The sequence below is a fragment of the Natrinema saccharevitans genome (assembly GCF_001953745.1).
Classification (GTDB): Archaea; Halobacteriota; Halobacteria; order Halobacteriales; family Natrialbaceae; genus Natrinema; species Natrinema saccharevitans.
In genome coordinates, this window is sequence record NZ_LWLN01000001.1 from 1,659,564 (window position 1) to 1,685,350 (window position 25,787).

A 25,787-nucleotide genomic window follows, 5' to 3' on the forward strand; every position below is an offset into this window, starting at 1 on the left:
GAAAAAGCGGATCGACTGCGTCTCAGACCGACGCGACGCGGACTTCGCCGTCCGCCGTGACCGTGACGCGACAGTCGCTGTACTCGAACGTCACCGAGCCGTCGGCGCGGAGGCCGTCCGCCCGCGGCTCGAACAACCGCTCGAGCGCGTCGGCGTTGATCGAGTAGTGAAGCGGCTCGAGATCGGTAACGTCGACCCCCGTGAACGTTGCGACGGCGTCCGCGACGGTAACGCTGAGCGGCTCGTCGTCGAGTCTATCGTATTGAACGGCGTAGTGATCCCCGTGTGCGGTCGACTGCGGTCGTGAACTCGTTTCAGTCATGTATCGTACCCCCAACGCGATCGATGGGAACTCGTCCCCCGATTCACGAGTGGTTGCAAAGAACTTGATCGTTAACTGTATAATGATGATTTCGTGACGTGGTTAATCAGTTAATCCCCTCCGTGGTCGTCCCCTCGAAAAGCGCCGCGAAGAGTTTCCGCTCGGCCGATCGAACGTGCTTGTGAAACGCGGGCGAGGAGATGGAAAGCGAGTCGGCGATCTCTTCGCCGGTCGCCCGACGCGGCCACTCGAAGAACCCGCCGTGATAGGCCGTCTGGACGACCTCCCGCTGGCGATCGGTAAAGGACTCGAGCAGGGCCGTCCGCGCGGCCCCGCCGACCGTCGCGGGGTCGTCGGTCGGGATCTCGCGTCGCGCGACCATCGACACCGAGGGGCCGCTGCGGGTGATGTCGGCCAGCAGTTCGCGGACCTCGACGGCGTCGGGAACGTCGACGACGGCGCGACCGCCCGACTCGTCGACCGCGAACTCGCGCAGTTGCGCGCCGTGAGTGCCGGCGATCGAGCCGAGGAACGAATCGGTCATCCGGAGCTGTACGAGCGTCTCCCCCTCGTGGTCGGCGATCGTCGTGATCTCGCCGATCCCGTCGACCGCGGCGAGGTCGACGGCCGACGCGGGATCGTCGATCGGTTCCTCGATCGCTGCGAAGACGAGCTGTGACCCGTCGTCCGGTGCCGTCGCTCCCTCGTATCCCACGGGCGATCCGAGACGCGCCGCCAACTGACACAGCGTCGCGTCGGCCGCGACCTCGAGTTCGATCTCGGTGCGGTCGTCGCCAAACAGCGCGTTCTTGCGTTTGACGGCGTCGATCGCGTAGGCGATAGTCTCGCCGAGTTCCGACAGCATCGATCGAAGCGTCTCGTCGACGGCGTCGCGCTCCTCGCCGTAGATCGAGACGACGCCGTAGCAGAACCCGTCGTAGACCAGCGGCACCGCATACACCGACTGGAAGTTCCGGGAGAGCGCCTCCCGTCGCCACTGCCCGTCGTGGACCGCGTCGGCGACGTTCTCGACGTAGACCGGGGCCTGCGTTCGCGCCGCCCGCCCCGCGGGTTCGGCCGCCGAATCGTCGACCGTCGTCACCGTCACCCCCTCGAGATACCCCCGATCGGAACCCTCGCTGGCCCGCACCTGCAGGTGGCTCCCGCCGGGGTCGGGCTCCCCGAACCAGACCAGCGAACACGACTCGAGGGCGGCCAGCCGCCGGGGGACGCCGCGTTCGATTTCGGCCCGGGAGTCGGCCTTCAACAGGAGTTCCTCGATCGACTGTCGGATCTCGTTAGCGTCGTTGAGCCGCTCGAGGTGGCGGTTCTGTGCCTCGAGTTCGCGGTCGCGGTCGCGGAGCCGACGCGTCCGACCGATCCGATCGAGCGCCGCCTCCGCGGCTCGAGCGAACAGTTCCGCGAGTTCGACCGTCTCGTCGTCGTAGGCGGCCCGGTCGGTCGACAGCGCGACTATCACGCCGTGTTCACCTAGCGGAACGGAGAGAACGCTCCGCGCGGTCGTTTCCCCGTCGTACACCGCGGTCGAACCCCGAGCGTCGTCGTCGACCGCCGTCTCGCCGGCCACGAACGTCTCCCAGACGACGCTCCCGTCCGGCTCGATCCGCGGCGGCGAGCCGAAGGTCGATTCGAACGCCGGGGCGTGAGCCGCCGGCCGGAGTTCGTTCGCGCGCTCGTCGAACCGGTAGACGACGCTGTCGAGACCGAGGACGGCGGTCGCGACGTCGACGATGTACTCGCAGGCGGTCGCCTTCGATTCGACGGTCAACAGACGGCTGCTGGCCTCGTGGAGCCCGTTGAGCGCCTCCTGATACTGCACCCGTTCGGTGATGTCGCTCGCGACGCCGATCACGCGGTCGACGTCGCCGCCGTCGGTGATCGGCCGGTACCACGTTTCGAAGACCCGGTCCGAGAGCTCCCGCCGGGCGTGGACGTCCTCGCCCTCGAGGGCGCGTCTCGCGTCGTCGCAGATGGCCGGATAGTCCGCGAGCCGGTCGAAAACGGAGTCGCCGATGACCTCGCCGGCATCGGTGCCGAGGTTCGCGAACCCGTGCCCCTCCGAGAGCGTGAACGTCCCGTCCTCGTCGAGGACGAACAGGACGACCGGGACGTTCTCGACCAGCGTCTGTAACCGCTCGGTCCGTTCGGTCAGGTCCCGCTTTCGCTGGACGCGGTCCGTGACGTCCCGCCAGTAGACCGACATCCCCGACGGCGACGGGTAGATCCGCGCCTCGATCCACGCGTCGTAGGCGTCGAGGTAGCCCTCGACGGTCCGGGGTTCCTGCTCGTCCATCGCCTCGAGGGCCGCGGACTGAAACGCCGTCCCGATCATCTCCGGGAACACGTCGAGGATGTGTCGGCCGAGCAGTTCGGAGCGGTCGGCCGAGAGGATCTCGAGGGCGCGGTCGTTGACGTAGGTGAACTCCCAGTCCGAATCGAGGGCGTAGAAGGCGTCGGTGACGCGTTTGAACGACTCGCTCAGTTCCCGCTCGATGCGGTGGTACTCCGTGATGTCCCGAATCGACGCGACGACGCCGTCGACGACGCCGTCCCCGAGCCGATTGGTGAGGACGGCCTCGTGGACGTACCACGCGCCGTCCGCGTGCCGGCACATGTACTCGACGGTTCGGGAGATTCCCAGGTCGGCCTCACAGACCGCCTCGAACTCGGCCGCGACCGTCGCCGTATCGTCCTCGTGGACGTGTTCGAGGTAGTGATCCCCGCGGAGGGACGCGGGATCGTAGCCGCCGGCGACTTCGACCGCCGGACTGGCGTAGGAGATCTCCCCGCCGGCGTCGATCGTGAGTACCACCTCGGAGGAACACTCGAGGATCGTCCGGTACCACTCCGGTCCCCGATCGGGCGGTCCGTCCGCCGTCGCTGCCCGCCCGTCGGCGGCGACCGCCCGCTCGAGCCGATGGGCCAGCAGCGCCGGGTTCCGGGCGGTCGTCGCGGCGATCACGTCGGTCGCCTCTCGCCGGACGTCGTCGATCGATTCGTCCCCCGTCGGGTCGAGGGCGTAGACGATCGGGCGCGACCCACCGAGCGCGTCGACGACGCTCCGATCGTCGGTCAGGACGCAGTCGGCCGCCTCGAGTCGGTCGTCGGCGAGGTCGTCGATCGCCGTGACCGGCCCCGATACCGTCAGCCGTTCGTCCGCGAGCCCCGCCGCCGACCGGGCCCACTCGGACGCACCGACGACGAGCGCGCGAACCGGCGTCGGTTCGGACGCCGCGAAACCGCGTGTCATACTCCTGCTGGGAGCGCAGCGCGTAAAAAACTCGTGTCGGTCACGACACCGGTTCGCTCGCGCCGGTCGACTCGCCTACTCGAGGGAGAGCGGAGCGTGTTCGGCCCGGTACCCCTCGGCGGTGTCGACGACCTCGCTAACTTCCCACAGCCGAACCGCTCGTTCCATCGCCGTTACGACCGGCGTCTGGTAGTGATCGGCCTCGTACTCGAGGGACTCGCCCGCCGCCCGGCGGCGCTCGACGAACTCGCGGTGGCGCTCGAGTCGCGTCCGGCCGACCGACCGGGACAGCGCCGGTACCTCCGCGAGGTGATCGTCGAAGGTCTCGAGAAACGCCGCTTCGAGTTCCGTGCCAATGGAGTTGCGACCGGCACACATCGCCGCCAGCGTCGTCGTCCCGGTCCCCCAGAAGGGGTCGAGAACGGTGTCCTCGTAGGCCGAGTACATACAGATCAGCCGGTATGGGATCTCGAGGGGGTAGGCCGCGGACCGCTCCCGGAGTTCGCCGTCCTCGAGCGCCTGTAACTCGCCGGTGACCTCCGTCCAGACGTCGGAGAACCAGCGGTTGCGCTCCTCCCAGAAGTAGGCGGCCTCGTACCGGCGGTCGGCACCCGGCTCGAACGAGCGCCGCTGTCCGCCCTTCCGAAAGACCAGGATGTACTCGTGTTCCAGCGTGACGTAGGCGTTGGGCGGGATCATCCCGCTGCCCATGAACTTGGCCGCGCTGTTTGCCGGCTTCCGCCAGAGGACGTCCGGCAGCGGGTCGAACCCCCGCTCCTCGAACGCCGAGAGGACGCGAGCGTGGTTCGGATAGACCCGGAAGCTGTCGTCGATCGATCGGGTGGCGTCGCCAACGTTGATACAGGCGATCCCACCGTCGACCAACACCCGTTCGAGTTCGTCCCAGACCCGATCGAGTTGGGCGTGCATCGCCTCGAACGCCGCCCGCCCGTCGCCGGCGTCTAACGCGTCCCCGACGGCCGGATCGAGATCGGTAAAGAGGTCGTCCCACATCTCGATCATCGGGTACGGCGGGGACGTGACGACGAGTTCGACGGACGCGTCGTCGACCGCGGAGAGATCGCGAGCGTCGCCGACGAACACGCGATGGGTCGTTTCCATTGGCTACACACTGTCAGCGTCGCGCCCTTAGCTCCTTCGTCACCGCCGCGACCGCAGGCCTCGGCGGCGAGGCTGACGAACCGATCGCGGGCGGAAACGGACGGCGTGCGAAAACGGGTACGGCGGTCGGCTCGCGGCTTACTCTTCGGTCGCTTCTTCCGTCTCCGACTCGGCCTCGGCGTTCTCGACCTCGGCCGCCTCGTCGCCCTCGTCACCCTCATTACCCTCGTCGCTCTCGTCGCCTGTGGCCGGTTCGAACTCCTCGATCGGCTCCCACTCGGCGTCCTCGTCGCCGTCGAGTCGCCGCCGGAGGATCGCGGCCCCAGCAAGCAGTCCGACGCCGAGCAGGAGCCGCGATAGCATCGAGGAGCCGCCATCGGATTCGTCCGTCGTCCCGGCCGTCTCCCCGGTCGGTTCGCTCGTTCCGGTCGTCGTCTCCATCACGTCTTCGATGATCTCGGGTTCCTCGATGTCCTCGATCGGCGACTCCTCGAGGTCGGGCGAGTTCCGTCCCGCCAGAAAGCCAAGCGCCGCACCGAGGCCGAACAGGGCCCCCGCGAGCGGCAGCCGCCCGCCGGAGCGTCCGCCCTCCGACTCTTCGACGGCCTCGAGGATCGACTCGCGCATCGGCGAGTCCATCCCCTTGGTAACCGCTTCTTTGACGACGAGTTCCGATAACGTCCTGTCCTGTTGCTCCGTCTCGGGCATAATCCGCCACGACCACTCCGCCGTACATAGTTCTATCCACTGTTTCCCTCGATTCGAACGCGGTCCGCCCGCGTTAGACACCGACTAACCGACCGGAGTAGGGAAACAACCGGTGGCTACCGCCGGACCGACCGCGGCGTTTCGCGCACGGTCGCGAACGGACAGGGCGACCGCGACCGGCTCGAAAAGTGAGCCGAGACTGCCACCCGGCGAGGCGGCCCGCACACGTCACGTCCGAACCGCCGACCGCCAGCGCGGTCACGTCTCGACCGGGCGAGGCGGCGGACGACGATCCCGACGGCCAGCGAAGGCGGCGCTGGTCCCCGCGCGTCAGCCCGGCACCCTCGAGGGGCCGGGAAAGCCGTTCCTGCCCGACCTATAAAACTGAGCCGGCCGCCTCCCGGCGGGTCGCCGCATCGAACGGGTTCCATAACGAAAGGGCTCCCCCGAAAGTCGACCGGACATGAGCGTTATCCGTCGGACGGAGGTTCTCGGCCGGACGACGCGACGACGCGTCGCGGGGGTGACGGCCGCGCTCTCGGCCGCGGCCGTCGAAACGCTCGGGGTCGGGATTTGGTTCGGATTGGTCGTCGACTCGCGAACGACGACGACCGCGCTCGCGGGGCTCGGGGTGTTGTTCTGTGGCGCACTCCTCAGAACGGTCGTCGTCGACGCGACGATCGGCGACCTCGGCGATCTCCTGCAACCGCACCGACTCGCCGCGCCGCTTCTTCTCACCGCCGGCTGGATCGTCTGGCTGCTCGTGGCCGAACTGATCGGCGACGCGATCGGCGTCGCCGTCGCGACCATCGTCCTGACCGCGGTCCTCACCGCGCAGTGTCGCCTCGAGCGACGCGTCTGCGATCGCTACGCGCGCCACCGAACGGGCTGGCTCGTCAGCCCGGGCCTGCTGTTGGCGCTCGGGGCCGGCGCACTGTTGGCCTCCGCCTGGTTCACCGGCTGGACGCTCTCCTCGGGGCCAGTATCGATCGGGGCCACGACAGTCGTCGTCCGACTCGAGGCCGTCCACTTCGGCGCGGTGGCGTTCGGACTCGCGGCCGTTCTCGCCCACCAGCGCCGGTTCCAGCGACTTCTCGAGTCCTGATTCACTTCCCTTCCGCACCGACGTTCTGATGGCTCTCGAAGGAGTCCGGGTCCGGCTCGATCGTCGCGTACTGGACCGCCCGCCGTCCTAGCGTCTCGACCCGCGTGGCCAGTTTCGGATCGACAAACTCGCCGTCCGCGAACGCGTCGTGGGCGTTCGGAATCGCCGCCTCGTGGGGGATCACCCACGCGTTCAGCGCCCGACAGACCGACCGCATGTGCTCGAGGGCCGTCACGGGGAAGGCACCGCCCGATACCGCGAGCAGACCGACCGTCGTGTCCTCGAACTCGTCGAACCCGCAGTAATCGAGCGCCGTCTTCAGCGGCGACGAGTACGAGCCGTGATACATCGGCGACCCCAACAGGACCGTCTCCGCGTCCCGGACCCGCGCGGCCAGTGCCGCGGCGTCGCCGGCGTCTTCCCGGTCCCGGTCCGCATCGAAGACCGGCAGTTCGTACTCGCGGAGGTCCAGTAGCTCGGTACTCGCGCCCACACCCTCGGCGGCCGCGAGGGCCCGCTCGAGTCCGGTCCGGGTGCGGCTCGCGTCGCGGAGGCTGCCACACAGTGCGATCACGCGAACGTCGTCGTCGCTCATGGGTCGTCGGACGACCGGAAGTGGGAAAAACGGTCCGAAAGAGAATATCGTTGATAGGAACCGGCCGCGCGATCCGATGGCCCTTTGCTCCCGGACTCCCAACCGGTCGCCGTGCAGGCAGTCGTCTCGGTCCTCCTCGAGGAAGCGCTCCCGCGCGTGCTGACGATCACGCTGTTGATCGGGGCGGGCGTCGGACTGGCGAACCTCGCGGTGGAGTACGGTCTCGTCACGGTCGTCGCCCGGGTCGGGCGCTATCTCACGGAGCCGGCGAACCTCCCCCCGGAGGTCGGCACCGCCGTCCTCACGAACACCGTCTCGGTGACCGCGGGCTACGGCATGCTCGCTGAGTTCCGCGAAGAGGGGCTGTTGGACGACCGCGCGACGCTGATCGCCGTCGTCATCAACACCTTCTTCGGATTCGTACAGCACATCTTCACCTACTACGGCCCCGTCCTCGTGCCGATTCTGGGGCTGCAGGTCGGGCTCATGTACGTCGGCGCGCGTGCGGGGATCTCGCTCGGCATCTCGCTCGTGGGCCTACTCGCCGGTGCCGTCCTCCTCCGTGGCTACGAGTACGACCCCCACGCCCTCGATCCCGAGACGCCCGACGAGGAGGTCCGGACGACCCGCGACAAGCTCCGCGCCGCCGGCGCGAGTACGCTCGAGCGACTCCGCTCGATCGTCCCCCGGCTGGCCGTCGTCTACTCGCTGGTCTTTCTCGCGCTCGAGTACTCGGATCGGCTTCTGGAAGCCCTCGCCGAGGTCGGGATAACGGAGCCGGCCGCGATTGTGGACCCGATCGCCGGTCTACTCGGACTGCCGGGCGCGGCGGTGCCGGTGATCCTCGTCTCGCTTGTCGACCCGACGACCGGTGCGATCACGGTCGCACCGCTGCTCGGTGACGTCCTGACCCCCGATCAGGCGGTGATCACGCTGCTGGTCGGCAGTCTCGTGTCGCTGACGATCGGTACCGTCAAGCGCTCGATCCCGTTCCAGTTCGGCATCTGGGGCGCGTCGTTCGGAGCGAAGGTGATCGTCGTCAACGTCGGACTGAAAGCCGCCTTCATCGTCGTCGCCATCGCCGTCTTCTTCGTCGCCTGACCGATCGACCCGGCAACTCGAGCCGTCGACCGGATCCGCTGCTGGCTACGATAGCACTGAAAAATCGTTCGGCGAGTTCAGTATCGCATCGCCGGCTTACGCGCTCGCCGCGCCGGCGCTCGAGGTCCGAACGCTCCCGTAGATCCCGACCAGCGACAGGATCGCGATGAAAACGCCGGCCAGCCCGTTGATCCCGACGGCGAGGGTCTGTGACGAATCGATCACGTAGGGCGCGGCCGCGATCCAGATACCGAGCAGCGTCAACACCGCGGCGAGGACGACACTCGGCGATCGCTGCTCGCCGGTCCGGTAGGCGTGAACCGACGCCAATAGGGCGACGAGCGCGCCGACGACGACGTTGTGGATGCCGAGCGTGTCGGTAATCGTGAAGACCGCCGTCGAAACCATGACGAACGCCCCCAGAACCGCGGTCAGTCCCGCCGTTCGTTCGACCAGTACCGCCGCATCGTCCGCCGATTGCGTACTCATATTCTGACACTAGCGACGGCCACATATATGAGGGTAGCGACGGTTCCCCGGAACTGACCATCGGAGTAGCGTCGGACTCCGGCAGAGCCACGGCGGTTGCCGGCCGGGACCGTATCAGGCACGGGCACCGGCCCGTTCCGGCGTGTCGGCCTTGTTATTGGCGTAGGCGTTGTACGCCGCGAGGGCCGCGACGAGCAGCCCCGAGATGGCCGTCCCGGTCGCGAGCGCGCTGGCGCCCATGTCGATGAACGAGGGCGAGACGAGCGCCCACAGCCCCAGCAGGACCGTCAACGACGCGACGCCGACGCTGGCCAACCGGCCTTTCGACAGCCGGTAGAAGTTGTAGCCGGCCGTCAGGAAGATCGCCGTCCCGACCAGCGTGTCGTTCCAGACCGCCGCGTCCGTCGACTCGAGCAGGAACGGCGACGCGACCAGATACAGGCCAAGCAGCGCCGCGAGGGCGCTGACCCACTGCATCACGTCGGTGTTGAGCGAGTTGTAATCAGTGCGGGTCCGGCGTTCGGGGTCGGTGTCGGATGCGTTGCTCATGGGTCTCACCCCTCAGTAGCCGAGGTCGGGGAATAACGACAACGCCTGCAGTCGTCGGGCGGTTCATAGCGTCACAGGGGAGTGTGGGCCGACCGGGACCGTCATGTGCGGGAGAACGAAGCGCCGGCCCGACGACCGCTCGATCCGTCGAGTCACCCCAGCCGCCGGCCGTCCGCAGCGACCGCCAACGTGCAGTCGTCACAGCACCACCAGCCCACCAGCGGGTCACGCTCGAGCGGGACGCCACAGCTCGGACACCGCTGGCGGTCCCCGGTCATCGGTCGGCCCCTCGAGCGACCACCGTGAGGTCGCAGGCCGCCGCGAGGCGTTCGGCCCGCTGGATGATCAGCGCACGACCGGCGTCCGTCAGCCGGTAGGCGCGCTCGCACGTGTCGAGCAGACCGCGTCCCACCAGCGCCCGCAGGTTCCGCTCGAGCCTGGCGCGACTGACGCTCGGATAGCGCCGCTCGAGTTCGCCGGCGATCGCGTCGATCGGGTTCGGCGTCCGCGTGCGCTCGAGGCGGACGAGGGCCTCGAGACAGTCGCGCTGGAGGGCGGTACACTGGATCCAGCGCCGGCTCGCGTCGTGGTCGTCGGGCAATGCGGTCGCGCTGTCGGGGCTTTCAAGGCCCCGCGAATCGTCGTCGTGCATGGCTTCCGAAGGGTGGTTTTGGGAGCCGATCGCGGGCCGGTGGTGCAACACCGGCCCGCGGCTTTCGGACCCGTAAGCGGTGGGTCCGTATATCGCTCCCCACATACACCATAATCTCATGAGTCAATAAAACCATGGGACAATGAGATAGTCAGGCCATGATATACGGGAAGCTTTGAAATCGGACTTTCATAGCTAGCCCATGGCCGATGAGAAGACGACGGTAACGGTGTCGACGGAGACCTGGAAGCGGCTTACGATGCGAAAAGATCCGGGCGATAGTTTCGACGACGTGATCACCGACCTGCTCGACGAAGTCGAAGACACGGACGGCGACTGACTCATAGTCGCGGACTGCTCTCAGCCTCGAGCCTTTCGAACGATGAAAGACGACGGTCAAAACCTATGATTCTCGAGGCATTGAACTCGTCGGGTATAATTCTCTCTTCAGCAGTGATTGGGAAGAATATCGACAGGAGCCGAGAAGAGGTAACACGTCGCCTTTCGGATCTTGTAACCGATGGACTCGTCTCTCGCGTTGAACGCGGATACTACGAAATCACGGACCTCGGCGAGCAGTATCTCGAGGGAGATTTCGATGCGGACGACCTCGAGCCGGATACCGAGTGATCGGTTTACTGGTCTCGACGGACGGAGTGAACGTTCGGCATCGTGATACCGACCGAGTCCTGGTCGATCTGACGAAGTTTGTGCACCTTGGTTTCGACAGGGATACTGGGCTCGACGAGGACGATCCCGTAGAACGGCAGCGACCGATCCGGCTCGAGGACAGCAGTGGTTCGAGCGTCGTGCTAGGTCGCGGTCCGATCACCGACGTACTCCAAGGCGTCGACGGTCAGGACGATCGTGCCTTCGAGGGCGTCACCGCTGGCCGTCGGACTCTCGAGTTCCGACGCTCGAGAACTCATAGCGGATCCTCCCGCACGTTCCGAACCGCGCGCGTACACTCGGGGCAGAGTCGGCGAAGCGCGTCGAGGCGATCATCGCATCGTTCGCACTCGTCGGCCTCGACGAGTCGGTTCATCGAGAACCACCGTCTGTGCGGACGCTACCCGGTTGTAGTGACCAACTACTATTAGAAGTTTAATAGGTGGGGCGTTAGATCGATAACTATCTAGTGTAGTTTTAATTCTATGGCTACTGAAGAAGAGCCCACTCAGCCCAACCAGTCTACGACTACCGAGTATAGTAATACGGTAATCACTATTATCGGCTCTTTCGCGGTTCTTGGTTTCTCTCTCGCCGGGGAAATGGACGATCCGGGAGTTCTGATAGAGAGCATTTGGATGGGAATGGGGTTCGCGATAGTCTACCTGCTCTTGGTCGTGGCTAGCAATCTCAAGCGGTTGAAATCCGCTCCCTGATCGGTCAATACCGCTCGAGGGCTGTCCGCCGTCAGTACAGACCTCTCGGTCCTCGAGCGCGCGGCGAACGTCGGCGTCGGTCGCTCGATGGGCCGGATGGGAGTCCGGCTGTCGACATCGTACAACTCGCTTGCTCGGACGAACCCGCTACGCATCGGCCTCACCTCCGTGGCGGCCTTCGAATGTCTCCGGATCGGGAACCGCCACGTCGATACCAACAGCGGAGCCGCGGCTCAGTCGGGCGTACGTATCGCAGTCACCACAGCGGTGGGCCCGGTCCTCGTCGTCGCCGAAGACGCGGCGGAATCGATCCGTGACGTGGGCTCCGCAGTGCTGGCACGTCGAGTGATCAGTCTCGTTCAAATTCTCCTCGTCCAATACGCGCCGCTCACGAGTTTGCGAGCGGCGAGAAATGGGGTCGGAGGGATTTGAACCCCCGATCTACTGATATCTCCGGTGCGCCTCGGAACTCCAGAGGGTCATCACACGGACACTGATCAGGTGCCCGATCAGTATATCAGTCTGGAGTGTCGTCCCGGGCGCGTTGCCTCTGGAGTCAGCCGCCATGCCTGGCTTGGCCACGACCCCTCGAGTCTTCGTTGGGCCATGGTCCCTAAAGTGGTTTCGATTCAGAATCGCCTTACAGCCACGGGGCACGGCCCGGGGCGTCGGTCCCGTCCTCGCCCGCGGACTCGCCGTCGACGGCCGGCGACTCCGTCGTATCCCCGCCGTCGGCCAGCGCGTCTATCTTGGCGGCCGCGCTCCCGTCGGCGCTCGAGTCCTCGTCCTCGCCCGCGCGGAAGGGGATGTCGACGGCGAAGAGGCCGGCGACGATCAGGGCCGCCAGCGGGGCCTGTCCGAAGGCCATCCCGAGCAGGGACAGCGGGAGCAGGCCCAAGGCGACGGCACTGCCGAAGCGGAACCGATCGATGTCCATGTATTCCCGGAGGTAGGGACCCGTGAGCGCGATGACCAGTGCGAAGCCGACGCCGACGGCCGCCGCCAGCGTCGCGTTCGCGACGAGGGCGGGGTCGGTCAGCAGCGCGAACGACGCCCCCGAGGGATCGACGCTCGCGACCAGCCCCAGCCCGATGACGACGACGGGGTTGGGGAGGTACTCGCCGATGGTCGCGCTGGCGGTCTGGGCCGCGATCGTGGCGATGACCAGCGCCGCGAACCGCTCGAAGATGACGATGTCGATGACGCTCTCGATCGCCGGGGCCAGCGCCGCCTGCACCGCCGCCAGCAGGATCAGCGGGAGCCCGACCAGCAGGACGACCGCCGCCTGCTCGCGGGGGGAGCCCTCCATCTCCGCGAGGATGACCGCGACGGTGGCGCTGCCGCCGAAGATCAGCAATCCGATCTGGAGGGCTCCGAGCGGCTCGTCGAGCGCGCCGGCCAGGATCAGTGCGGGGAAGACGCCGTCGACTAACGGCAGCATCATCACGAGCGCCAGCAGCCTGGCGTCGCCCCCCACGATGCGCTCCATCTGGAGCGCGACCGGGTGTTGGGACGTACTCATCGGTCAGGGTCGATGGCCGTGACCCGAGGCCGATGGGTAAGAGGACGGACGGTCCCGTACCGACTGGTCCGTGGGCCAGTCGATCGCATTCGGATTAGGGCCTCGAGCTGTGAGTTTCGCTGTAAAATTCCCGAACATCGTCGTGACGGAGTCGGAGCTCGTCAGACCGGCGGTCCGGGCGTCGAATGCACTCACAGCGTACATACACGGCAAGACGGGGGGATTGTCAATAAACGTTGTGTGAGAACCGATTCCACGACTCGGCGATCGTTCCACCAACGACGCACAGATGCAGACGAAAGCGTACAGATCTGCGCTCGCGGTGGGCGTTCGTCACGGGATCACGAACGAGAGACGGCGGGACGGACACGGGCGACCGGTCAGCGGCGGTCGACGGCCGAGCCGCGGCGAATCGCCCGCTGAGTGCCCCGTCAACCGTTCACAGCCGGATTTGTCTCGCAACGCTTTTCCCCCGGGACCACGGACGGCTTACATGGCGAACGACGTTCCCGAGCACGAGCCCTATTCTTCGAAACTGCAGGTACCGGAAGCGCTAACGTTCGACGACGTCCTTCTCCGCCCCAAGGAGAGTCGCGTCGAACCCGACGACGCCAACCTCACGTCGCACGTCTCGAAAAACGTCGAACTCTCGGTCCCCATCCTCTCGGCGGCGATGGACACCGTCACCGAGAGCGACATGGCGATCGCGATGGCCCGCCACGGCGGGCTCGGCGTCCTCCATCGAAACATGAACATCGACGAGATGGTCGAGGAGATCGGCCGCGTCAAGAGCGCGGACGAACTCATTATCCCGCTGGAGGAAGTCGTCACCGCCGATCCCGAGATGTCCGTCCGCGAGGTCGACGAACGGATGGCCCGCCGGGGCGTCGGCGGCGCGCCCGTCGTCAATACCAACGGCGAAGTCCTGGGGATCATCTCGAGTACGGACATCCGGCCCCACCTCGAGGTCAACGAGGACGACCCGGTCACCGAGGCCATGACCGACGAGGTCATCACGGCTCACGAGGACATAAACGCCCGCGAGGCGTTCGATCTGATGTACGAACACCGGATCGAGCGCGTCCCGGTCGTCGACGACGAGAACCTCCTCGTCGGACTCGTGACGATGCAGGGCATCCTCCAGCGCCGCGAGTACGGCGAGGCGGTCCGCGACGAGGACGGCCGACTCCGCTGTGGCGTCGCCGTCAGCCCGTTCGAACACGACCGCGCGGTCGCGGCCGACGAGGCCGACGCGGACGTCCTCTTCATTGATACCGCGCACGCGCACAACCTGAACGTCATCGACGGCGCGCGGGACATCAAAGAGTCCGTCGACGCGGATGTCGTCGTGGGCAACGTTGGCACCCGCGAGGCGGCCGCGGACCTGATCGAGTTCGCTGACGGCATCAAGGTCGGCATCGGGCCGGGCTCGATCTGTACGACCCGTATCGTCTCCGGCTCCGGCATGCCCCAGATCACGGCCGTCGCACAGGTGGCCGACGTGGCCGCCGAACACGACGTGCCGGTCATCGCCGATGGCGGCATCCGGTACTCCGGCGACGCGATCAAGGCGATCGCCGCCGGCGCGGACGCGGTCATGCTGGGCTCGTACTTCGCCGGCACCGACGAAGCGCCCGGCCGCGTCGTCACGATGAACGGCAAGAAGTACAAGCAGTACCGCGGTATGGGGTCGGTCGGTGCGATGAAATCGGGCGACAGTGACCGCTACCTGAAAGACGAGCCCGAAGAGGAAGACGAGTACGTCCCCGAGGGCGTCGAGGCGGCGACCCCCTACAAGGGAACGCTCAAGTCCGAACTCCACCAGCTCGCGGGCGGCATGCAGTCGGGGATGGGATACGTCGGTGCCGAGACGATCCCCGAGTTCAAAGAGCGCAGCGAGTTCGTCCGCGTCTCCTCGGCCGGACAGGCCGAGAGCCACGCCCACGACGTCGTCATCACCGACGAAGCGCCGAACTACTCGCCCGACAGCGAGTAGTCGCTTACGGGTCGATCGGCGGCGTCCGGAACGCACCCTCGTCGATCTCGGGGTCGTACTCCTCGATTGCGGCCCGGACGATGGTGAACACGGCGCGCTTGCTCCAGCGGGCCGTGTTGATGTGGAGGTCGTAGAACTCCCGGTCGTCGATGTCGATCTCGTAGTAGGACTCGTAGCGGCCGGCTTCGCTGACCTCGCGGACCCGCATCTCCGCCTCGGTTTCGACGCGGTCGTCGATGCGCTCGAGGCGAACGGCTTCCGGCGCGTCGAGCCAGAGCCGCAGGTCGGCGCGGTCGCCGGCGATCCAGCCCGCCAGCCGCGACTCGAGGATGAACGGCTTGTTCGACATGCCCCACTTTTCGGCGATCTGCTGGAGCCGCTGATCGAGTGCGCGGTCGATCTCGTCGGACTCGTCGGCCTTGGCGATGAGCTGGTTGAGGCTCATATCGCGGTCCTCGGCGAGTTCCCGAAAGACCTCGCCGCCGGAGACGTAGGGACAGCCGATCGCGTCGGCGAGCTGTTCACACAGCGTCGTCGCTCCACAGCCCGGCGGCCCGGAGACGGTGATGAACAGTGACGTGTCGATATCGACGGTCGAACCCTCTTGTGCGGCCATACGTCGATACTCTCGGTCCCCGGTGAACAACTTTCCCCTCCGTCCTCGGGAGCGAAAGCGCTCGGATCGGTGGGAACGAGACGTAACCGCGGGATCGACCGTCGGGCGTGCCTCGTCGGTTACGGTGGAACGAATGCGTTACCACACTCGATACAGGTCAGGCGGAAGTCCCCGTCGTCGGTGAGTTCGAGGCCGTGACCGATCTCCTCCTCGCACTCCTGACAGTAGACCAGCGACTCGATCTGGTCCCAGTCGTGTTTGGACTTGGGCGCGCCGAAGGCGAAGCCGACGACCCGCTCGTCGGTGTCGTTGTAGCCGGTCTGGAAGTCGCCGGGTTCGAACCGGATCACCTCGCCCGCATCGACGATGACTTCGCCCTCTTCCGTATCGAAGGTCGCGGTGCCTTCCTGCACGTAGAACACTTCTTCCTGGTCGTGGTGGGTGTGCATGCCGCCCGAGAACGACTCGTCGGGCTCGAGTTCGAAGTAGTTCATCGCGAAGTCGCTGAATCCGAGCGCGTCCGAGATCGGCCGCCTGACGGAGTGGACGCCCATCGGGTTGACTTCGATCTCGACATCGTCGATCGCTGTTTTCTCCATGTAGGAACGTTAGGATAATGAACCAAAAAGGTCGCGGGTGTCGATCTCTGTCACGCCGAGGGCCAGACGCGACCGACTCGGACCGAAGAGTAACGCATACAGTCGTCCACCACCGAGGGAACTACGTGAACCGCCGTACGGCACTTCGAACTGCCGGGGTAGCCGCCGTCGCCGGACTGTCCGGCTGTCTCGATGCCCTGCGGGAACACTATCAGGGCAGTTTCCAGGGGCTGATCCCGATCGAGATCAAAAGCGAGGCCGAACGCCACTACGACGTCGTCCTCGAGGCCTACGAGTCCGGCACCGACCGGCAGACCTACGACGAGAGCTACACCGTCACGCCCGACCAGCGGGTGTCGGCGCCGCATCTCGACGCGGTCGAGCAGAGCTTTCGAGTGACCAAGTTCGTGGACGCGGACGGCGAGCGGACGACCAGGGAGACGACGATCAGGCCCGAAACCGAACTCGTGACCGTTCGGATCACCGACGACGACCTGATGCTGGACATCGATCGCAGCGACGAGGTTGAGGGACAGCCGGAACCGCCGTCCGAACCGCCGGACGGCCCCGCCGGGAACGGATCGAACGTGAGCGACGGCGACCCGACGAACGCGACCGAGACGAACGGAACGACCGACGGCGACTCAGCGTAGCCGACGACGCGCTCGGTGTCCTCTTTTCGGCGGGAGCGACCGATCGCGGACAGCGAGATCGCGGCCGGTCAGGGGTAGGGGTGGAACGCCCGCTCGAGGCGCGGTTCGAAGCCGAGGTCCGCGGGGACCGTCTCGGCTCGCTCACCGAAGTAGGGCGCGTCGGTGAACAGCGGTTGCGCGCCGGGGACGACGACCCGGACGGCCTCGAACCCGAGCCGTTCGACATCCCGTGTCGTCAACCGCGCCGCGTGCGGTGTCAGCCCCGCGTCGGCGACCCGATCGACCAGCGCCTCGAGCCGGCCCCGCCCGGTCGGAACGGAATCGGGACCGACGCTCTCGGCGGGGACGGTCGAGTCGGCGTCGACGAACGCCCGCGCTCGCTCCGGGAAGGCGGCGTGGGTGCCGATCTCGCCGCCCGCCGACTCGGCCTCGTCGGGGCCGAGGCTCCGCAGTTCCATCCAGTTCTGGAGCGCCTCCTCGAGGGCCGCCCTCGCGGCCGCCGCGGCGTCGAGGCCGGCCGCCGAGCCGACGGCGAAGGCCGGCCACGCGTCGTCCTCGGGCGCGACCGCGTCGTCCCCGAGGGTAGCCACATCCCGGTGAACCGCGACGGCCACCACGGGGACGTCGACGTCCTGCGTCACGAGCAGCGGCGTCACCGACAGCCCCTGACTCGCCGCGCGGCGCTCGAGGCGGTCGAACGCCGGGTCCTCGACCGATAGCCCGAGCGGGTCGAACGTCGAGTACCACGCGAGCATGGTCGCGTCGCGCTCGATGACTTCGGTCAGCCCGGAGACGAGCGCGTCGACCGTCGAGGAGCCCAGCCCGAGCCCGGTCGTGATCGGCGGGACCAGCGCCGGGCCGGGCTGGGGGAACTGGACCGCAGCGGCCGGCAGGTGGACCTGCTCGCGGGTTTCGAGATTCTCGCCGGGGACCCAGCGGTGTTCGGCGGCGGAGTCGTATGCGGGGCCGTCGTCCGGCCGGACCAGATCGGTCGGCGGGACCGGATTCTCGAGGTCGCCCTCGCTCGCGTGGACGAAGTCGCGCTCGCGGTAGACGCCGGCGCAGTAGCGCTCGAGGCCCTCGCCGACGGCCTTCATCAGCGCGGCGTTCCAGTCGTCGGCGACGCCGGCGGCCTGTCGCGGCGCGCTCGCGTCGCTGTAGGCGGTCGTGTCCGCGATCGTCGCGAGGTAGTACGGCGACGGGAACGACTCGACCTCGGCGATACTCCCGACCGGGCCGACCCGATCGTCGATCGCCCGCTCGGCGGCCTCGACGGCCGCCTCGAGGCCGAGCGAGTCCGCGTCGTCGCGCTCGAGCGTTCGATCCCGCTCGCCGTCGGCACACCCGCAACCGGGAACCGGCAGCAGTTCGCGGCGAGCGTAGGGCAGTTCCCGAACCGCACCGATAATCGAGCGCTCGTCGCCCGAGAGGACGCGCACGCACTCCCGGCCGGCGACGGCACCGGCCAGCCGCGCCGCGCTCCGGTCAGCGCCCGGAGCGTCGGCCCGCTCCTCGAGGTGGGACCCGACGCGGGCGCGCAGGCAGTCGAAGCAGGCGGTCGCGGGGGCGAACCCGGAGACTGCGGCGTCGACCGCGGGGATCGGGTAGCCGCCGACGCCGCCGATCTCGACGGCGATCCAGGGGGTGTCCCCCGCTCGTGCGGCCTCGTTTGCCCGTTCGAACGTCGCCGCGCCGGCGACGTCGCTGACGACCGCGAACCGAGCGTCGCCGATCGCCGCTGCCTCGGCCTCCCGGACGCCGACGTCGACGTCTTCGAGCGCGGTGACGACCGCCTTGCGAACCGGATCGTCACCCACGACGTGGATTTGCATACCCCTATCTGCTCTCGCGGCCGGGAAAAACGCCCCGCTCGAGTGCCGCGGGCTCAGTCGTCGGCCGCCGCGTTAGTCGTCGGTACTCGCGTCGGCCTCGCCGACCTCGAGGTCGTCGCCGGAGGCGGGGGCCATCGGATCGTCGGTAACGTTGGCGTCTTGCCACGTTCCACGGCGGTACCAGCCGTAGGCCAGCGCCGCACCGACGACGTTCGAGACCGCGAAGGCGACCCAGATTCCGCGGTAGTCGTAGGCCGTCGCGAGGCCGTAGGCGATCGGGAGCCGCACGAGCGCGTAGATCACGATGACGATCGCGGCCGCGGTCAGGGTCTTGCCGGTGCCACGGAAGCTACCGTTGTAGGCCCGCATCACCCCGATAAAGCCGAAGGAGGGAGCGACGTACCGGATGAACGTCGTCCCGATTTCGATGACCTCGGGATTGTCGGTGAACGCGGCGGTGATCGGCTCCGCGGCGAGCCACGCCACGACGCCCATCGCCCCGAGGACGACGAACATCGTCCGGGCGGCGAAGTCCGCCGCGGCTTTCGCCCGCTCGGGTTTGCCCGCGCCGACGTTCTGGCCGGTCATCGTTTCGACGCCGCGGGCGACCGCGATCGCCGGCAGGAAGATGACCGAGAAGACGCGGGTCCCGATCCCGTAGGCCGCCACGACCGTGTCCGGGAAGAACGCGACGATCACCAGCAGCAGGTTGATCGACAGCGCCCGACCCATCCCCTCGATCGAGGCGGGGAAGCCGATGCTCACGAGCTTCTTCGCGAACGAGAGGTCGGGCCGCATCTGGGCCAGTCGGATCCGGACGCCCCGGACGCCGCTGAACATGATGGCCAGCCCGACCACGAGCGCGAGCGAGCGCGAGAAGACCGTCGCGATCGCCGCACCCTCGATCCCGAGTTCGGGGAACGGCCCCCAGCCGAAGATCACGAACGGGTCGAGGATCACGTTGAGCAGGACCGAACCGAACATCACGAGCATCGGCGTGATCGTGTCGCCGTATCCGCGCATCAAGGCGATGAAGACGAAGAACCCGAACATGAAGGGCATCCCGAGCGAGATGACCTGCATGTAGTCGGTCGCCAGCGGCAACACGGCCTCGGAAGCGCCGAGCAGTCCGAGCAGTTCCTCGACGAAGACGTAGCCGACGACGCCGAGTAGCAGCGCCGCGAGCAGCGACAGCGCGACGGTCTGAGAGGCGGCGTACTCGGCGTCTGACTCCTCGTCGGCGCCGATGTACTGGGCGACGAGGACGCTCCCGGCCACCGAGAGCCCCATCCCGACCGAAATGAGCAGAAAGACCATCGGGAACGCGAAGCTGATCGCCGCCAAGGCCTCGGTGCTGTACTGGCCAAGCCAGAACGTGTCGATGAGGTTGTAGGCGGTCTGCAACAGGTTCGTCACGATGATCGGCAGCGAGAGATAGAACAGCGGTTTCGCGATCCCGCCCTCGGTCAGGTCGAACTCCTCGCGACCCTTGAACAGACCGGAGAGTCGAGATAACAAGCTCATTCCTCGGTCCTCGCGTCAGCCTCGAGCGACGGTCCGTCCCGTTCGTCCGACGCGAGACACAGAGTCTCGTCGATGTACGAGTGGACGTACTCCAGCGTCCGTTCCGGCGGTCGGTCCACCGCGGTCGCCCGCGTCTGTGCGCCGTGAAACAGCGTGACCAGGAAGTCGGCGGTCGCCTCGGGATCGACGTCCGAGCGGAACTCGCCCGCTTCGATCCCCTCGGCGACGAGATCGGCGATGCGATCCCTGGTGGCACGGTCGAACCCACGCAGTCGCTCCCGGTAGGCCTCGTTGTAGGGCGACTGGGCCTTGATCTCGAGGATCGCCGTTCGGAACTCCACGGCGTCTTCGTCGTCGGCGGTCAGCAGTTCGTCGAGGAACTCGTGGAGTCGCTCGGCCGGCGTCTCGCCCGGGATCGTCTCGGTTCGCTCCTCGAACTGCGTCAGCAGAAACTCCAGAAACGACTCGAGCAGGTCCTGTTTACCGTCGAAGTGGTAGTGAATCGTTCCCTTGCTCTTGTCCGACTCCGCGGCGATGTCCTGCATCGTCAACTCCGCGTAGCCGTGCTTGCACAGCGCCCGATACGTCGCGTCCATGAGATCGGCGATCGTCTCGTCAGTCATGTAGAAGAGTCCTACACTAACTTACTGACTGGCCAGTCAAAAGCGCTTCGTAACCGGGCGATCACGTTCGGGTGCTGCGGCGTCACGGAACGAAGCGGGACGCGGCGGCGTCAGCGAGGCGTCGACTCAGTCCCGCTCGCGGAGACGCTCGAGGACCTCCTCGGCGTTTGCGACGGCTTTCTCCTTCTTCGCGGGGTAGGCTTCGACCTTCCCGCGGAAGGTGATGCCGTCGCCGAGGCGTACGTCGCCCGCGAAGGCGGCCTGTTTATCGAGTCGCAGGAAGAGTTCGGTGTTTTCCGTGACCCGCTCGTCGAGTTCGTCGATCAGATCGTCGAAAGACTCGAGGTCGGCCAGCCGCGAGAGGACGTGGCGAACGTCGTCGGCGTTCTCGACGCGGGCCGAGAGGACGAGAATGCGGTCGCCGTAGTGGCCCTCGCTCTCGGTGCGTTCGATCTCGAAGGGCTCGTCGTCGTCGGGGAGGAAGGTTCGCAGCGCCTCCTCGACGCGTTTCTCGTCCTCGGTGGCGTAGCAGAACGTCCGTAAATCGACGTAGTGAAGCGGGATCTGTGGCATCGACGGTTCGAATGGGTGTGGGATAGTGGTCGGCCGGCGCGATGGTAGCGAATGCAACGCCGTCGGGCGTGACTGACCCGCGGGCGGCGTTACTCTTCGTCTGCGTCTTCGTCGTCGGCCGCCTCGAGGTCGTCCTCGGGAACGCCGGCCTCCTGGCCGTCCTCGAAGCTGATGGTGTAGGTGACGTCACCGAACATCGACTCCATCGTCTGGGTGATGGTCCCGATCTCGCCGTCGAACTCGCTGTGCTCGTCGTGCAACACGACGCGATCGTCTTCCTCGAAGCTCATAGCCGATGCTTCCCCGCGGTCGCGTAAAAAGGGACTGATTCACCACTGGGGCCCGTCGATCACAGTCGCCTGCGGGCTGGCCCCCACTGTCGAGTGCGACACGTACCGGTGACGGCCGCTTGGAGAGTCGTCTCGAGTATCGCGTACCGATCGCGACTACCGCGGCAGCCGGCGATAGCGGGGCGGTCAGCGCTCGTTCTCGAGGGCGACGACGGTGTCGGACATGAGCCACGCGTCGTCGCTCGAGACGTCCTCGATACTCAGTGCGAAAAACGAGTCGCGGCCGTCGTCGACGGTGATTCGGTAGCTGCGACTCCGTAGCGAATCGGTCCGTTCGGTCGTCTCCGATCGGGCTGGCTCCACAGGCGTCTTCGGGGGTCAGCGCCCATAACTCGCTCGGTCCGCCTCTCACGCCGCCGATCGCCCGCCGGCTCGGGGGAGCCAGCAACCGAACCCGACCGGCCGCGACGCTGGCCCCGTACCGTTTCGTGAGTCCCCGCGTTCGTATCGCGGTACGTGAATCTGACTACACGAACGGGTAGAAATAGTTCAGGGGGTATGTGAGAACGGCAAAACGAGCGCCGCCGTCTCCGATTTCGGACGCTGCGACGGTCGGTGGAGTCCGGTCGGCCGAGACGAGTCGATCCCGTTACGCCTCGAGTTCGACGCCGAGTTCCGCGAGCAGCGTTTCGGCGGCTGCCGACGAGGAACCGGGGCCGCGGGCGGTGATCAGGTCGCCGTCGACGGTGACGCTAGTGTCGGACTCGAGTTCGGCGTCCCAGTTGCCGCCGGCGGCTTTCACTTCGTCCTCGGTCCAGTAGGGCAGCTTGCGGCCGTCGGGCATGCGGTCCTGTTCGTCGACGATGCCCTCCTCCCACGCGTTGGGGAAGCCGGTCACGTCGCGGCCGTTGACGATGAACGCGCCGTGGCTGTCGCGGGCGAACCCGAGGATTCCGACGGCGTGACAGACGACGAGCGCCTTCCCGTTGCCCTCGACGGCGTCTCGCAGGAGTTGCCGTGCGTGTTTGTCCTGGTTGATGTCCCACGCGGTCCCGTGACCACCAGGGAAGACGACGGCGTCGTACCCCTCCGCATCGGCCTGTGCGACCGGAATCGGATCGTTCAGCCGCTCGTCGGTCTCGTGGACCTCGCGGACGCGTTCTGCGGTCTCCTCGCCGACCTCGTCCGGATCGACCGATCGCTCGTCGATGACCGGCGGACTCCCCGACGGCGTCGCGACCGTGATCTCGACGCCCGCCGCCGAGAGCGTCTCGAGCGGCTCGACGCATTCTTCTCCCCAGTACCCTTCTTCGCTGACGACGAATAGTGCGTCCGTCATGCATCCTCCCCTAAAACGGGGAGCATAAAAACGGCCAGTCCACCCCTCGATTCTGCCGCAAGTCCCCCCGCTAACAGGTTGGTGTGCGAGACAGTCACGCGGGTAGGGAGTGGCCTTTTTCGCCGTCGGCGATCTACGGTACGTGCTACCATGACAGATCGACCCCGTCCGTTCGACGGCATCGAAGACCTCCTCGAGCGACTGAACCGCCAGGTCGAGACGGCGGCCCGATCGTGGGAGCGACAGGTGGACGACCGGAGCCAGCTCGACCTCTCGATGGGCAACGCGGAGACGAGCCTGGACCTCGCCGACGAGGGCGAGGCGTTCGTCGCCACCGTCGACGTCCCCGGTTACGAGAGCGACGACCTCGAGTTGCGACTCATCGATCGGGACCGGACCCTCGCGATTTCGGGCCAGCGCGAACGCGAACGGGAGACCGGCGACGAGGGGGCAAACTACATCCGACACGAACGGACGACCCAGTCGTTCAGTCGGCAGGTTCGCCTGCCGGCGTCGGTCGACGCCGACGCGGTGCAGGCAAGTGTCAACAACGGCGTGTTGACGGTCCGGCTCCCCAAGCACGAGCCGGACGAGGAAGCGCGCTCGATCGACATCGACTGAAGACGACTATAGTAGCCGCTGAAAGTCATTGCACACCTGATCGCACGACGGCGCTGCGATCAGTGTGTGAAGCGTTTCAGCGGCTACTATAGCAGTCGTTTTCGGCACAATTGGGCCGGTCTGTGTTCCATCGATACATCGTGATCAGGAGCTGGGAGTACATGTCCTGCAGTGAGATGCGATTCTGAAACACAATCAGGTGATTCGGTAACGGTAGATGCAAACTACACAGTCGGATCATCGGGTACCAAAGGTTAATAATATCTAGTTAATTATCTACACTTACTGGATGTGAATCTGACACGATTATTGAAGCCCCTGGCGAGGGATACTGGCATGATCGGTGGCGTAACCGTCGGTCTCGCGTACGGTCTCACCCATTCGGGGGCAGTAATCTTAGGGCTGGCTGGTCTTGGCATCCTCTGTATTGCGGTGGGTGGTGGCACTACTGGACACGGTGGTACTTCTGGATTCGCTGCTGCGGATAGGATCGGGCACGATGAGAGTAGTGAGGCAAGCATGATGACCGAACATCTGGAATCCTGGCCGGGGGTATCCTCCGACATTCCAGTCCGGGTGCGTCTCCTCTTCTACGGGCTGGGACTCCTTTTCTGGAGCCTCACAGTTCTTGGACTATTTGCGTCGCGCCTCCATTGACCCCGCGCTCGACGTTCTCTATCCGACCGTTCAATTCACGCTCTGTATTCAGCACGCCGGTCTTGATAGACAATAGCTAAATTGTGACCCGCACCGTTACATCGTTACCCGTACTTACCGCAAGTTCTCATTCGATTCCGAATGACAATCGTACTAGCAACTACTGTTACGGCAGTTCGTCTCAATCGTCGAGGTTCAACGCATCGAAGAACCGGCGGGCGAGCCGTCCGCCGACGAACTCGAGCAGCGCGTCGTCGTCGCCGCCCTCGTCGGCGAAGAGTCCGAGTTCGATCCGCCCGCCGGCCATGTCGTGGTGGCCGCCCACCGCCCCCAGTTCGTCGAACCCTGCCTCGAGCGTCTCGCCGATGTGGATCCGCGGATCGATCGACCGACCGCTCAGCCGGATCACGTCGCCGACGACCCCGTAGACCAACACCGTATCGACCCCCTCGAGGTTGAGCAGGTAGTCCGCGGCCTGTGGCAGCGCGTCCGTCTCGCCGGTCCTGCCGGCGCTGGCGACCAGCGACGAGCCGCGGCGCTCCCGGCTGGCGATGGCCCGCCCGATCGCATCGAGGGTTCCCGGGGAGAAGGCGCTGCCGTACAGTTGCTCGAGCGTCTCGAGGTCCGCGTCGGGATAGACCGCCAGCGCGGCCTCGTACTCGCGGCGCGTCGGCTCGCGGACGAAGTCCAGCCGCTCGCGGTGGAGCGCGAAGAGCAACGCCGAGGCGAGCCGGGTGGTCAGTTCGATCTCGAGTTCCTCGAGATACTCCACGAAAATGGTCGCCGTCGCGCCGTACTCTGTGCGGACGTCCTCGAAGTGGGCCCCGCTCGCCTCGCCGGGATGATGGTCGACGACGACGTCCGGCGTGACGCTGGCCGGCACCTCCGTGTTCGCGCCCGGACTGCTGTGGTCGACGTAGCCGATGCTGTCGTACTCCGACAACTCCGTCGACTCGAGCGTCCGGAGGCTGATATCGAGGAGATTGACGAACGCGCGGTTCTGCTGGTGGGAGATCTCGCCGCCGTAGGCGATCGTCACGGACTCGATGCCGTGGTCGCGTGCGATCGCCTCGAGTGCGAGCGCGCTGGCGAGACAGTCCGGGTCCGGATTGTCGTGACAGATGATCGCCAGCGACTCGGTCGCCTCGAGGATGGAGACGAGGTCGGCCGCGCGAGGCATACGCGAGATACGGCGACGAAACGTTTGAAACCCGCGTCGCCTCTCAGCAAGGGTGAACGATCGGTCGGTCGACAATATCCGGTCGGCGTGAACGAGTGAGTCCGTCCGAGGACGGACAAGCGCCTATCGAGTCGGTACGACCCATCGCCAAATCCACGTATATAGTATGTTCGAACATGTTGGAGTGTGATCTCATCGAGAAGTAGGTGGTCTGTACCCCTGCAGTTCGGTTCTCGTCGGGGAGAGATCTGGACTCCTATTCAATACCGTCACAGGTCGAGCATTCGATGTCAACGATGAATCCGAACGCGTCCACGCGGCGGCGGTTCGTACAGGGGTGGGTGCAACGACTGCGCTGGCGGCGGCCGGCTGTCTCGGCAGGGGGGAGTCGTCAGACGACGAAGAGTCGACTGATGGGGCCGAAAAGGAGGACGAAGCGGGGCTGCCGGCGGCGAAAGACGTC

At 66.4% G+C, this 25,787-nt stretch carries 30 protein-coding genes, 1 tRNA gene and 1 pseudogene; 9 read left to right on the forward strand and 23 right to left on the reverse strand.

Translation table 11 applies throughout. The features are described from left to right. Nucleotides 1-22: 22 nt before the first annotated feature. From A6E15_RS08370 to A6E15_RS08385, 4 genes are all read right to left on the reverse strand, one after another. The gene (locus A6E15_RS08370; protein WP_076145452.1) at nucleotides 23-322 is read right to left on the reverse strand and encodes a HalOD1 output domain-containing protein; all 300 of its coding nucleotides are present in this window, start codon (nucleotides 320-322) and stop codon (nucleotides 23-25) included. A gap of 106 nt (nucleotides 323-428) precedes the next feature. Further along, nucleotides 429-3,593: a PAS domain S-box protein gene (locus A6E15_RS08375; protein WP_076145453.1), complete on the reverse strand. Its 3,165-nt coding sequence runs from the start codon at nucleotides 3,591-3,593 to the stop codon at nucleotides 429-431. Between the two features lie 75 nt (nucleotides 3,594-3,668). Continuing rightward, the gene (locus A6E15_RS08380) at nucleotides 3,669-4,715 is read right to left on the reverse strand and encodes a DNA-methyltransferase (RefSeq protein ID WP_076145455.1); all 1,047 of its coding nucleotides are present in this window, start codon (nucleotides 4,713-4,715) and stop codon (nucleotides 3,669-3,671) included. 138 nt (nucleotides 4,716-4,853) lie between these two features. Next, nucleotides 4,854-5,423 carry a hypothetical protein gene (locus tag A6E15_RS08385; protein WP_076145457.1) on the reverse strand — a complete coding sequence of 190 codons (570 nt, stop codon included), beginning with the start codon at nucleotides 5,421-5,423 and terminating at the stop codon, nucleotides 4,854-4,856. A 463-nt stretch (nucleotides 5,424-5,886) separates the two neighbouring features. Between A6E15_RS08385 and A6E15_RS08390 the strand changes: the two genes are divergently transcribed. After that, nucleotides 5,887-6,528, forward strand: coding sequence for a hypothetical protein (locus A6E15_RS08390; protein ID WP_076145458.1), 642 nt, complete (start codon nucleotides 5,887-5,889; stop codon nucleotides 6,526-6,528). Between the two features lies 1 nt (nucleotide 6,529). Here the strand turns inward: A6E15_RS08390 and A6E15_RS08395 are convergent, their stop codons facing one another. Beyond that, complete coding sequence (locus A6E15_RS08395) at nucleotides 6,530-7,123, reverse strand: NADPH-dependent FMN reductase (protein WP_076145460.1); 594 nt, start codon at nucleotides 7,121-7,123, stop codon at nucleotides 6,530-6,532. A 111-nt stretch (nucleotides 7,124-7,234) separates the two neighbouring features. Between A6E15_RS08395 and A6E15_RS08400 the strand changes: the two genes are divergently transcribed. Next, nucleotides 7,235-8,224 (forward strand): nucleoside recognition protein, encoded by a 990-nt coding sequence (locus A6E15_RS08400; protein ID WP_076145461.1) that lies wholly within the window; start codon nucleotides 7,235-7,237, stop codon nucleotides 8,222-8,224. A 96-nt stretch (nucleotides 8,225-8,320) separates the two neighbouring features. Here A6E15_RS08400 and A6E15_RS08405 read toward each other — a convergent pair whose 3' ends face one another. From A6E15_RS08405 to A6E15_RS08415, 4 genes are all read right to left on the reverse strand, one after another. After that, complete coding sequence (locus tag A6E15_RS08405; RefSeq protein WP_076145463.1) at nucleotides 8,321-8,713, reverse strand: SPW repeat domain-containing protein; 393 nt, start codon at nucleotides 8,711-8,713, stop codon at nucleotides 8,321-8,323. A 114-nt stretch (nucleotides 8,714-8,827) separates the two neighbouring features. Then, nucleotides 8,828-9,262, reverse strand: a complete 435-nt coding sequence (locus A6E15_RS08410; protein ID WP_076145464.1) for an SPW repeat domain-containing protein — start codon at nucleotides 9,260-9,262, stop codon at nucleotides 8,828-8,830. Nucleotides 9,263-9,414: 152 nt separating this feature from the next. Further along, on the reverse strand, nucleotides 9,415-9,540 hold the full coding sequence (locus A6E15_RS21675; protein WP_277612906.1) for a hypothetical protein: 126 nt from the start codon (nucleotides 9,538-9,540) through the stop codon (nucleotides 9,415-9,417). Next, nucleotides 9,537-9,914, reverse strand: coding sequence for a helix-turn-helix domain-containing protein (locus A6E15_RS08415; RefSeq protein ID WP_076145466.1), 378 nt, complete (start codon nucleotides 9,912-9,914; stop codon nucleotides 9,537-9,539). The genes A6E15_RS21675 and A6E15_RS08415 overlap by 4 nt, the downstream gene beginning before the upstream one ends. Nucleotides 9,915-10,116: 202 nt before the next feature. Between A6E15_RS08415 and A6E15_RS20345 the strand changes: the two genes are divergently transcribed. Beyond that, on the forward strand, nucleotides 10,117-10,254 hold the full coding sequence (locus A6E15_RS20345) for an antitoxin VapB family protein (protein WP_006651221.1): 138 nt from the start codon (nucleotides 10,117-10,119) through the stop codon (nucleotides 10,252-10,254). Nucleotides 10,255-10,319: 65 nt separating this feature from the next. Then, on the forward strand, nucleotides 10,320-10,544 hold the full coding sequence (locus tag A6E15_RS08425) for a helix-turn-helix domain-containing protein (protein ID WP_076145468.1): 225 nt from the start codon (nucleotides 10,320-10,322) through the stop codon (nucleotides 10,542-10,544). An 86-nt stretch (nucleotides 10,545-10,630) separates the two neighbouring features. Here the strand turns inward: A6E15_RS08425 and A6E15_RS08430 are convergent. Beyond that, a pseudogene (locus A6E15_RS08430) lies at nucleotides 10,631-10,843 on the reverse strand (hypothetical protein); the annotation flags it as partial. Nucleotides 10,844-11,068: 225 nt separating this feature from the next. On the opposite strand from A6E15_RS08430, the gene A6E15_RS20890 reads away from it, so the two are divergent. Continuing rightward, on the forward strand, nucleotides 11,069-11,299 hold the full coding sequence (locus tag A6E15_RS20890) for a hypothetical protein (protein WP_076145469.1): 231 nt from the start codon (nucleotides 11,069-11,071) through the stop codon (nucleotides 11,297-11,299). A 147-nt stretch (nucleotides 11,300-11,446) separates the two neighbouring features. Here A6E15_RS20890 and A6E15_RS08440 read toward each other — a convergent pair whose 3' ends face one another. The 3 genes from A6E15_RS08440 to A6E15_RS08445 form a co-directional block, all read right to left on the reverse strand. Then, complete coding sequence (locus A6E15_RS08440; protein ID WP_245800548.1) at nucleotides 11,447-11,662, reverse strand: DUF7563 family protein; 216 nt, start codon at nucleotides 11,660-11,662, stop codon at nucleotides 11,447-11,449. A gap of 50 nt (nucleotides 11,663-11,712) precedes the next feature. Further along, nucleotides 11,713-11,887: transfer RNA gene (locus A6E15_RS20895), tRNA-Trp, on the reverse strand. 52 nt (nucleotides 11,888-11,939) lie between these two features. Then, nucleotides 11,940-12,821, reverse strand: coding sequence for a DUF5794 domain-containing protein (locus A6E15_RS08445; RefSeq protein ID WP_076145472.1), 882 nt, complete (start codon nucleotides 12,819-12,821; stop codon nucleotides 11,940-11,942). Nucleotides 12,822-13,314: 493 nt separating this feature from the next. Here A6E15_RS08445 and guaB point away from each other — a divergent pair, with 493 nt between their 5' ends. Further along, nucleotides 13,315-14,817 carry an IMP dehydrogenase gene (guaB, locus tag A6E15_RS08450; RefSeq protein WP_076145474.1) on the forward strand — a complete coding sequence of 501 codons (1,503 nt, stop codon included), beginning with the start codon at nucleotides 13,315-13,317 and terminating at the stop codon, nucleotides 14,815-14,817. Between the two features lie 4 nt (nucleotides 14,818-14,821). Here the strand turns inward: guaB and cmk are convergent, their stop codons facing one another. Together cmk and A6E15_RS08460 are read right to left on the reverse strand one after the other, a co-directional pair. Next, nucleotides 14,822-15,433, reverse strand: coding sequence for a (d)CMP kinase (gene cmk / locus A6E15_RS08455; RefSeq protein WP_076145476.1), 612 nt, complete (start codon nucleotides 15,431-15,433; stop codon nucleotides 14,822-14,824). A gap of 119 nt (nucleotides 15,434-15,552) precedes the next feature. Then, entirely contained in the window at nucleotides 15,553-16,032 is a 480-nt protein-coding gene (locus A6E15_RS08460; protein WP_076145477.1) for a cupin domain-containing protein, read from the reverse strand. A gap of 125 nt (nucleotides 16,033-16,157) precedes the next feature. Here A6E15_RS08460 and A6E15_RS08465 point away from each other — a divergent pair, with 125 nt between their 5' ends. Next, entirely contained in the window at nucleotides 16,158-16,685 is a 528-nt protein-coding gene (locus tag A6E15_RS08465) for a hypothetical protein (protein ID WP_076145479.1), read from the forward strand. 68 nt (nucleotides 16,686-16,753) lie between these two features. Here A6E15_RS08465 and A6E15_RS08470 read toward each other — a convergent pair whose 3' ends face one another. From A6E15_RS08470 to A6E15_RS08495, 7 genes are all read right to left on the reverse strand, one after another. Further along, complete coding sequence (locus tag A6E15_RS08470) at nucleotides 16,754-18,517, reverse strand: YcaO-like family protein (protein ID WP_076145481.1); 1,764 nt, start codon at nucleotides 18,515-18,517, stop codon at nucleotides 16,754-16,756. A 72-nt stretch (nucleotides 18,518-18,589) separates the two neighbouring features. Next, on the reverse strand, nucleotides 18,590-20,041 hold the full coding sequence (locus tag A6E15_RS08475) for an MATE family efflux transporter (RefSeq protein WP_076145482.1): 1,452 nt from the start codon (nucleotides 20,039-20,041) through the stop codon (nucleotides 18,590-18,592). Beyond that, nucleotides 20,038-20,664 carry a TetR/AcrR family transcriptional regulator gene (locus tag A6E15_RS08480; RefSeq protein WP_175607228.1) on the reverse strand — a complete coding sequence of 209 codons (627 nt, stop codon included), beginning with the start codon at nucleotides 20,662-20,664 and terminating at the stop codon, nucleotides 20,038-20,040. Before A6E15_RS08480 ends, A6E15_RS08475 begins: the two co-directional genes overlap by 4 nt. 126 nt (nucleotides 20,665-20,790) lie before the next feature. Continuing rightward, a complete protein-coding gene (locus A6E15_RS08485) occupies nucleotides 20,791-21,237 on the reverse strand; it encodes an RNA-binding protein (protein ID WP_076145484.1) in 447 nt (148 codons plus the stop codon). A gap of 89 nt (nucleotides 21,238-21,326) precedes the next feature. Then, entirely contained in the window at nucleotides 21,327-21,527 is a 201-nt protein-coding gene (locus A6E15_RS08490; protein WP_076145485.1) for a DUF1918 domain-containing protein, read from the reverse strand. Nucleotides 21,528-21,713: 186 nt separating this feature from the next. After that, nucleotides 21,714-21,890 carry a hypothetical protein gene (locus tag A6E15_RS20900; RefSeq protein WP_175607229.1) on the reverse strand — a complete coding sequence of 59 codons (177 nt, stop codon included), beginning with the start codon at nucleotides 21,888-21,890 and terminating at the stop codon, nucleotides 21,714-21,716. 286 nt (nucleotides 21,891-22,176) lie between these two features. Beyond that, nucleotides 22,177-22,866, reverse strand: coding sequence for a type 1 glutamine amidotransferase domain-containing protein (locus tag A6E15_RS08495; RefSeq protein ID WP_076145487.1), 690 nt, complete (start codon nucleotides 22,864-22,866; stop codon nucleotides 22,177-22,179). A gap of 150 nt (nucleotides 22,867-23,016) precedes the next feature. On the opposite strand from A6E15_RS08495, the gene A6E15_RS08500 reads away from it, so the two are divergent. Together A6E15_RS08500 and A6E15_RS21870 are read left to right on the forward strand one after the other, a co-directional pair. After that, nucleotides 23,017-23,487: an Hsp20/alpha crystallin family protein gene (locus A6E15_RS08500; protein WP_076145489.1), complete on the forward strand. Its 471-nt coding sequence runs from the start codon at nucleotides 23,017-23,019 to the stop codon at nucleotides 23,485-23,487. A 291-nt stretch (nucleotides 23,488-23,778) separates the two neighbouring features. Further along, entirely contained in the window at nucleotides 23,779-24,144 is a 366-nt protein-coding gene (locus A6E15_RS21870; protein ID WP_076145491.1) for a hypothetical protein, read from the forward strand. Between the two features lie 181 nt (nucleotides 24,145-24,325). Here A6E15_RS21870 and A6E15_RS08510 read toward each other — a convergent pair whose 3' ends face one another. Then, a complete protein-coding gene (locus tag A6E15_RS08510) occupies nucleotides 24,326-25,324 on the reverse strand; it encodes a DHH family phosphoesterase (protein WP_076145492.1) in 999 nt (332 codons plus the stop codon). Nucleotides 25,325-25,787 lie beyond the last annotated feature (463 nt).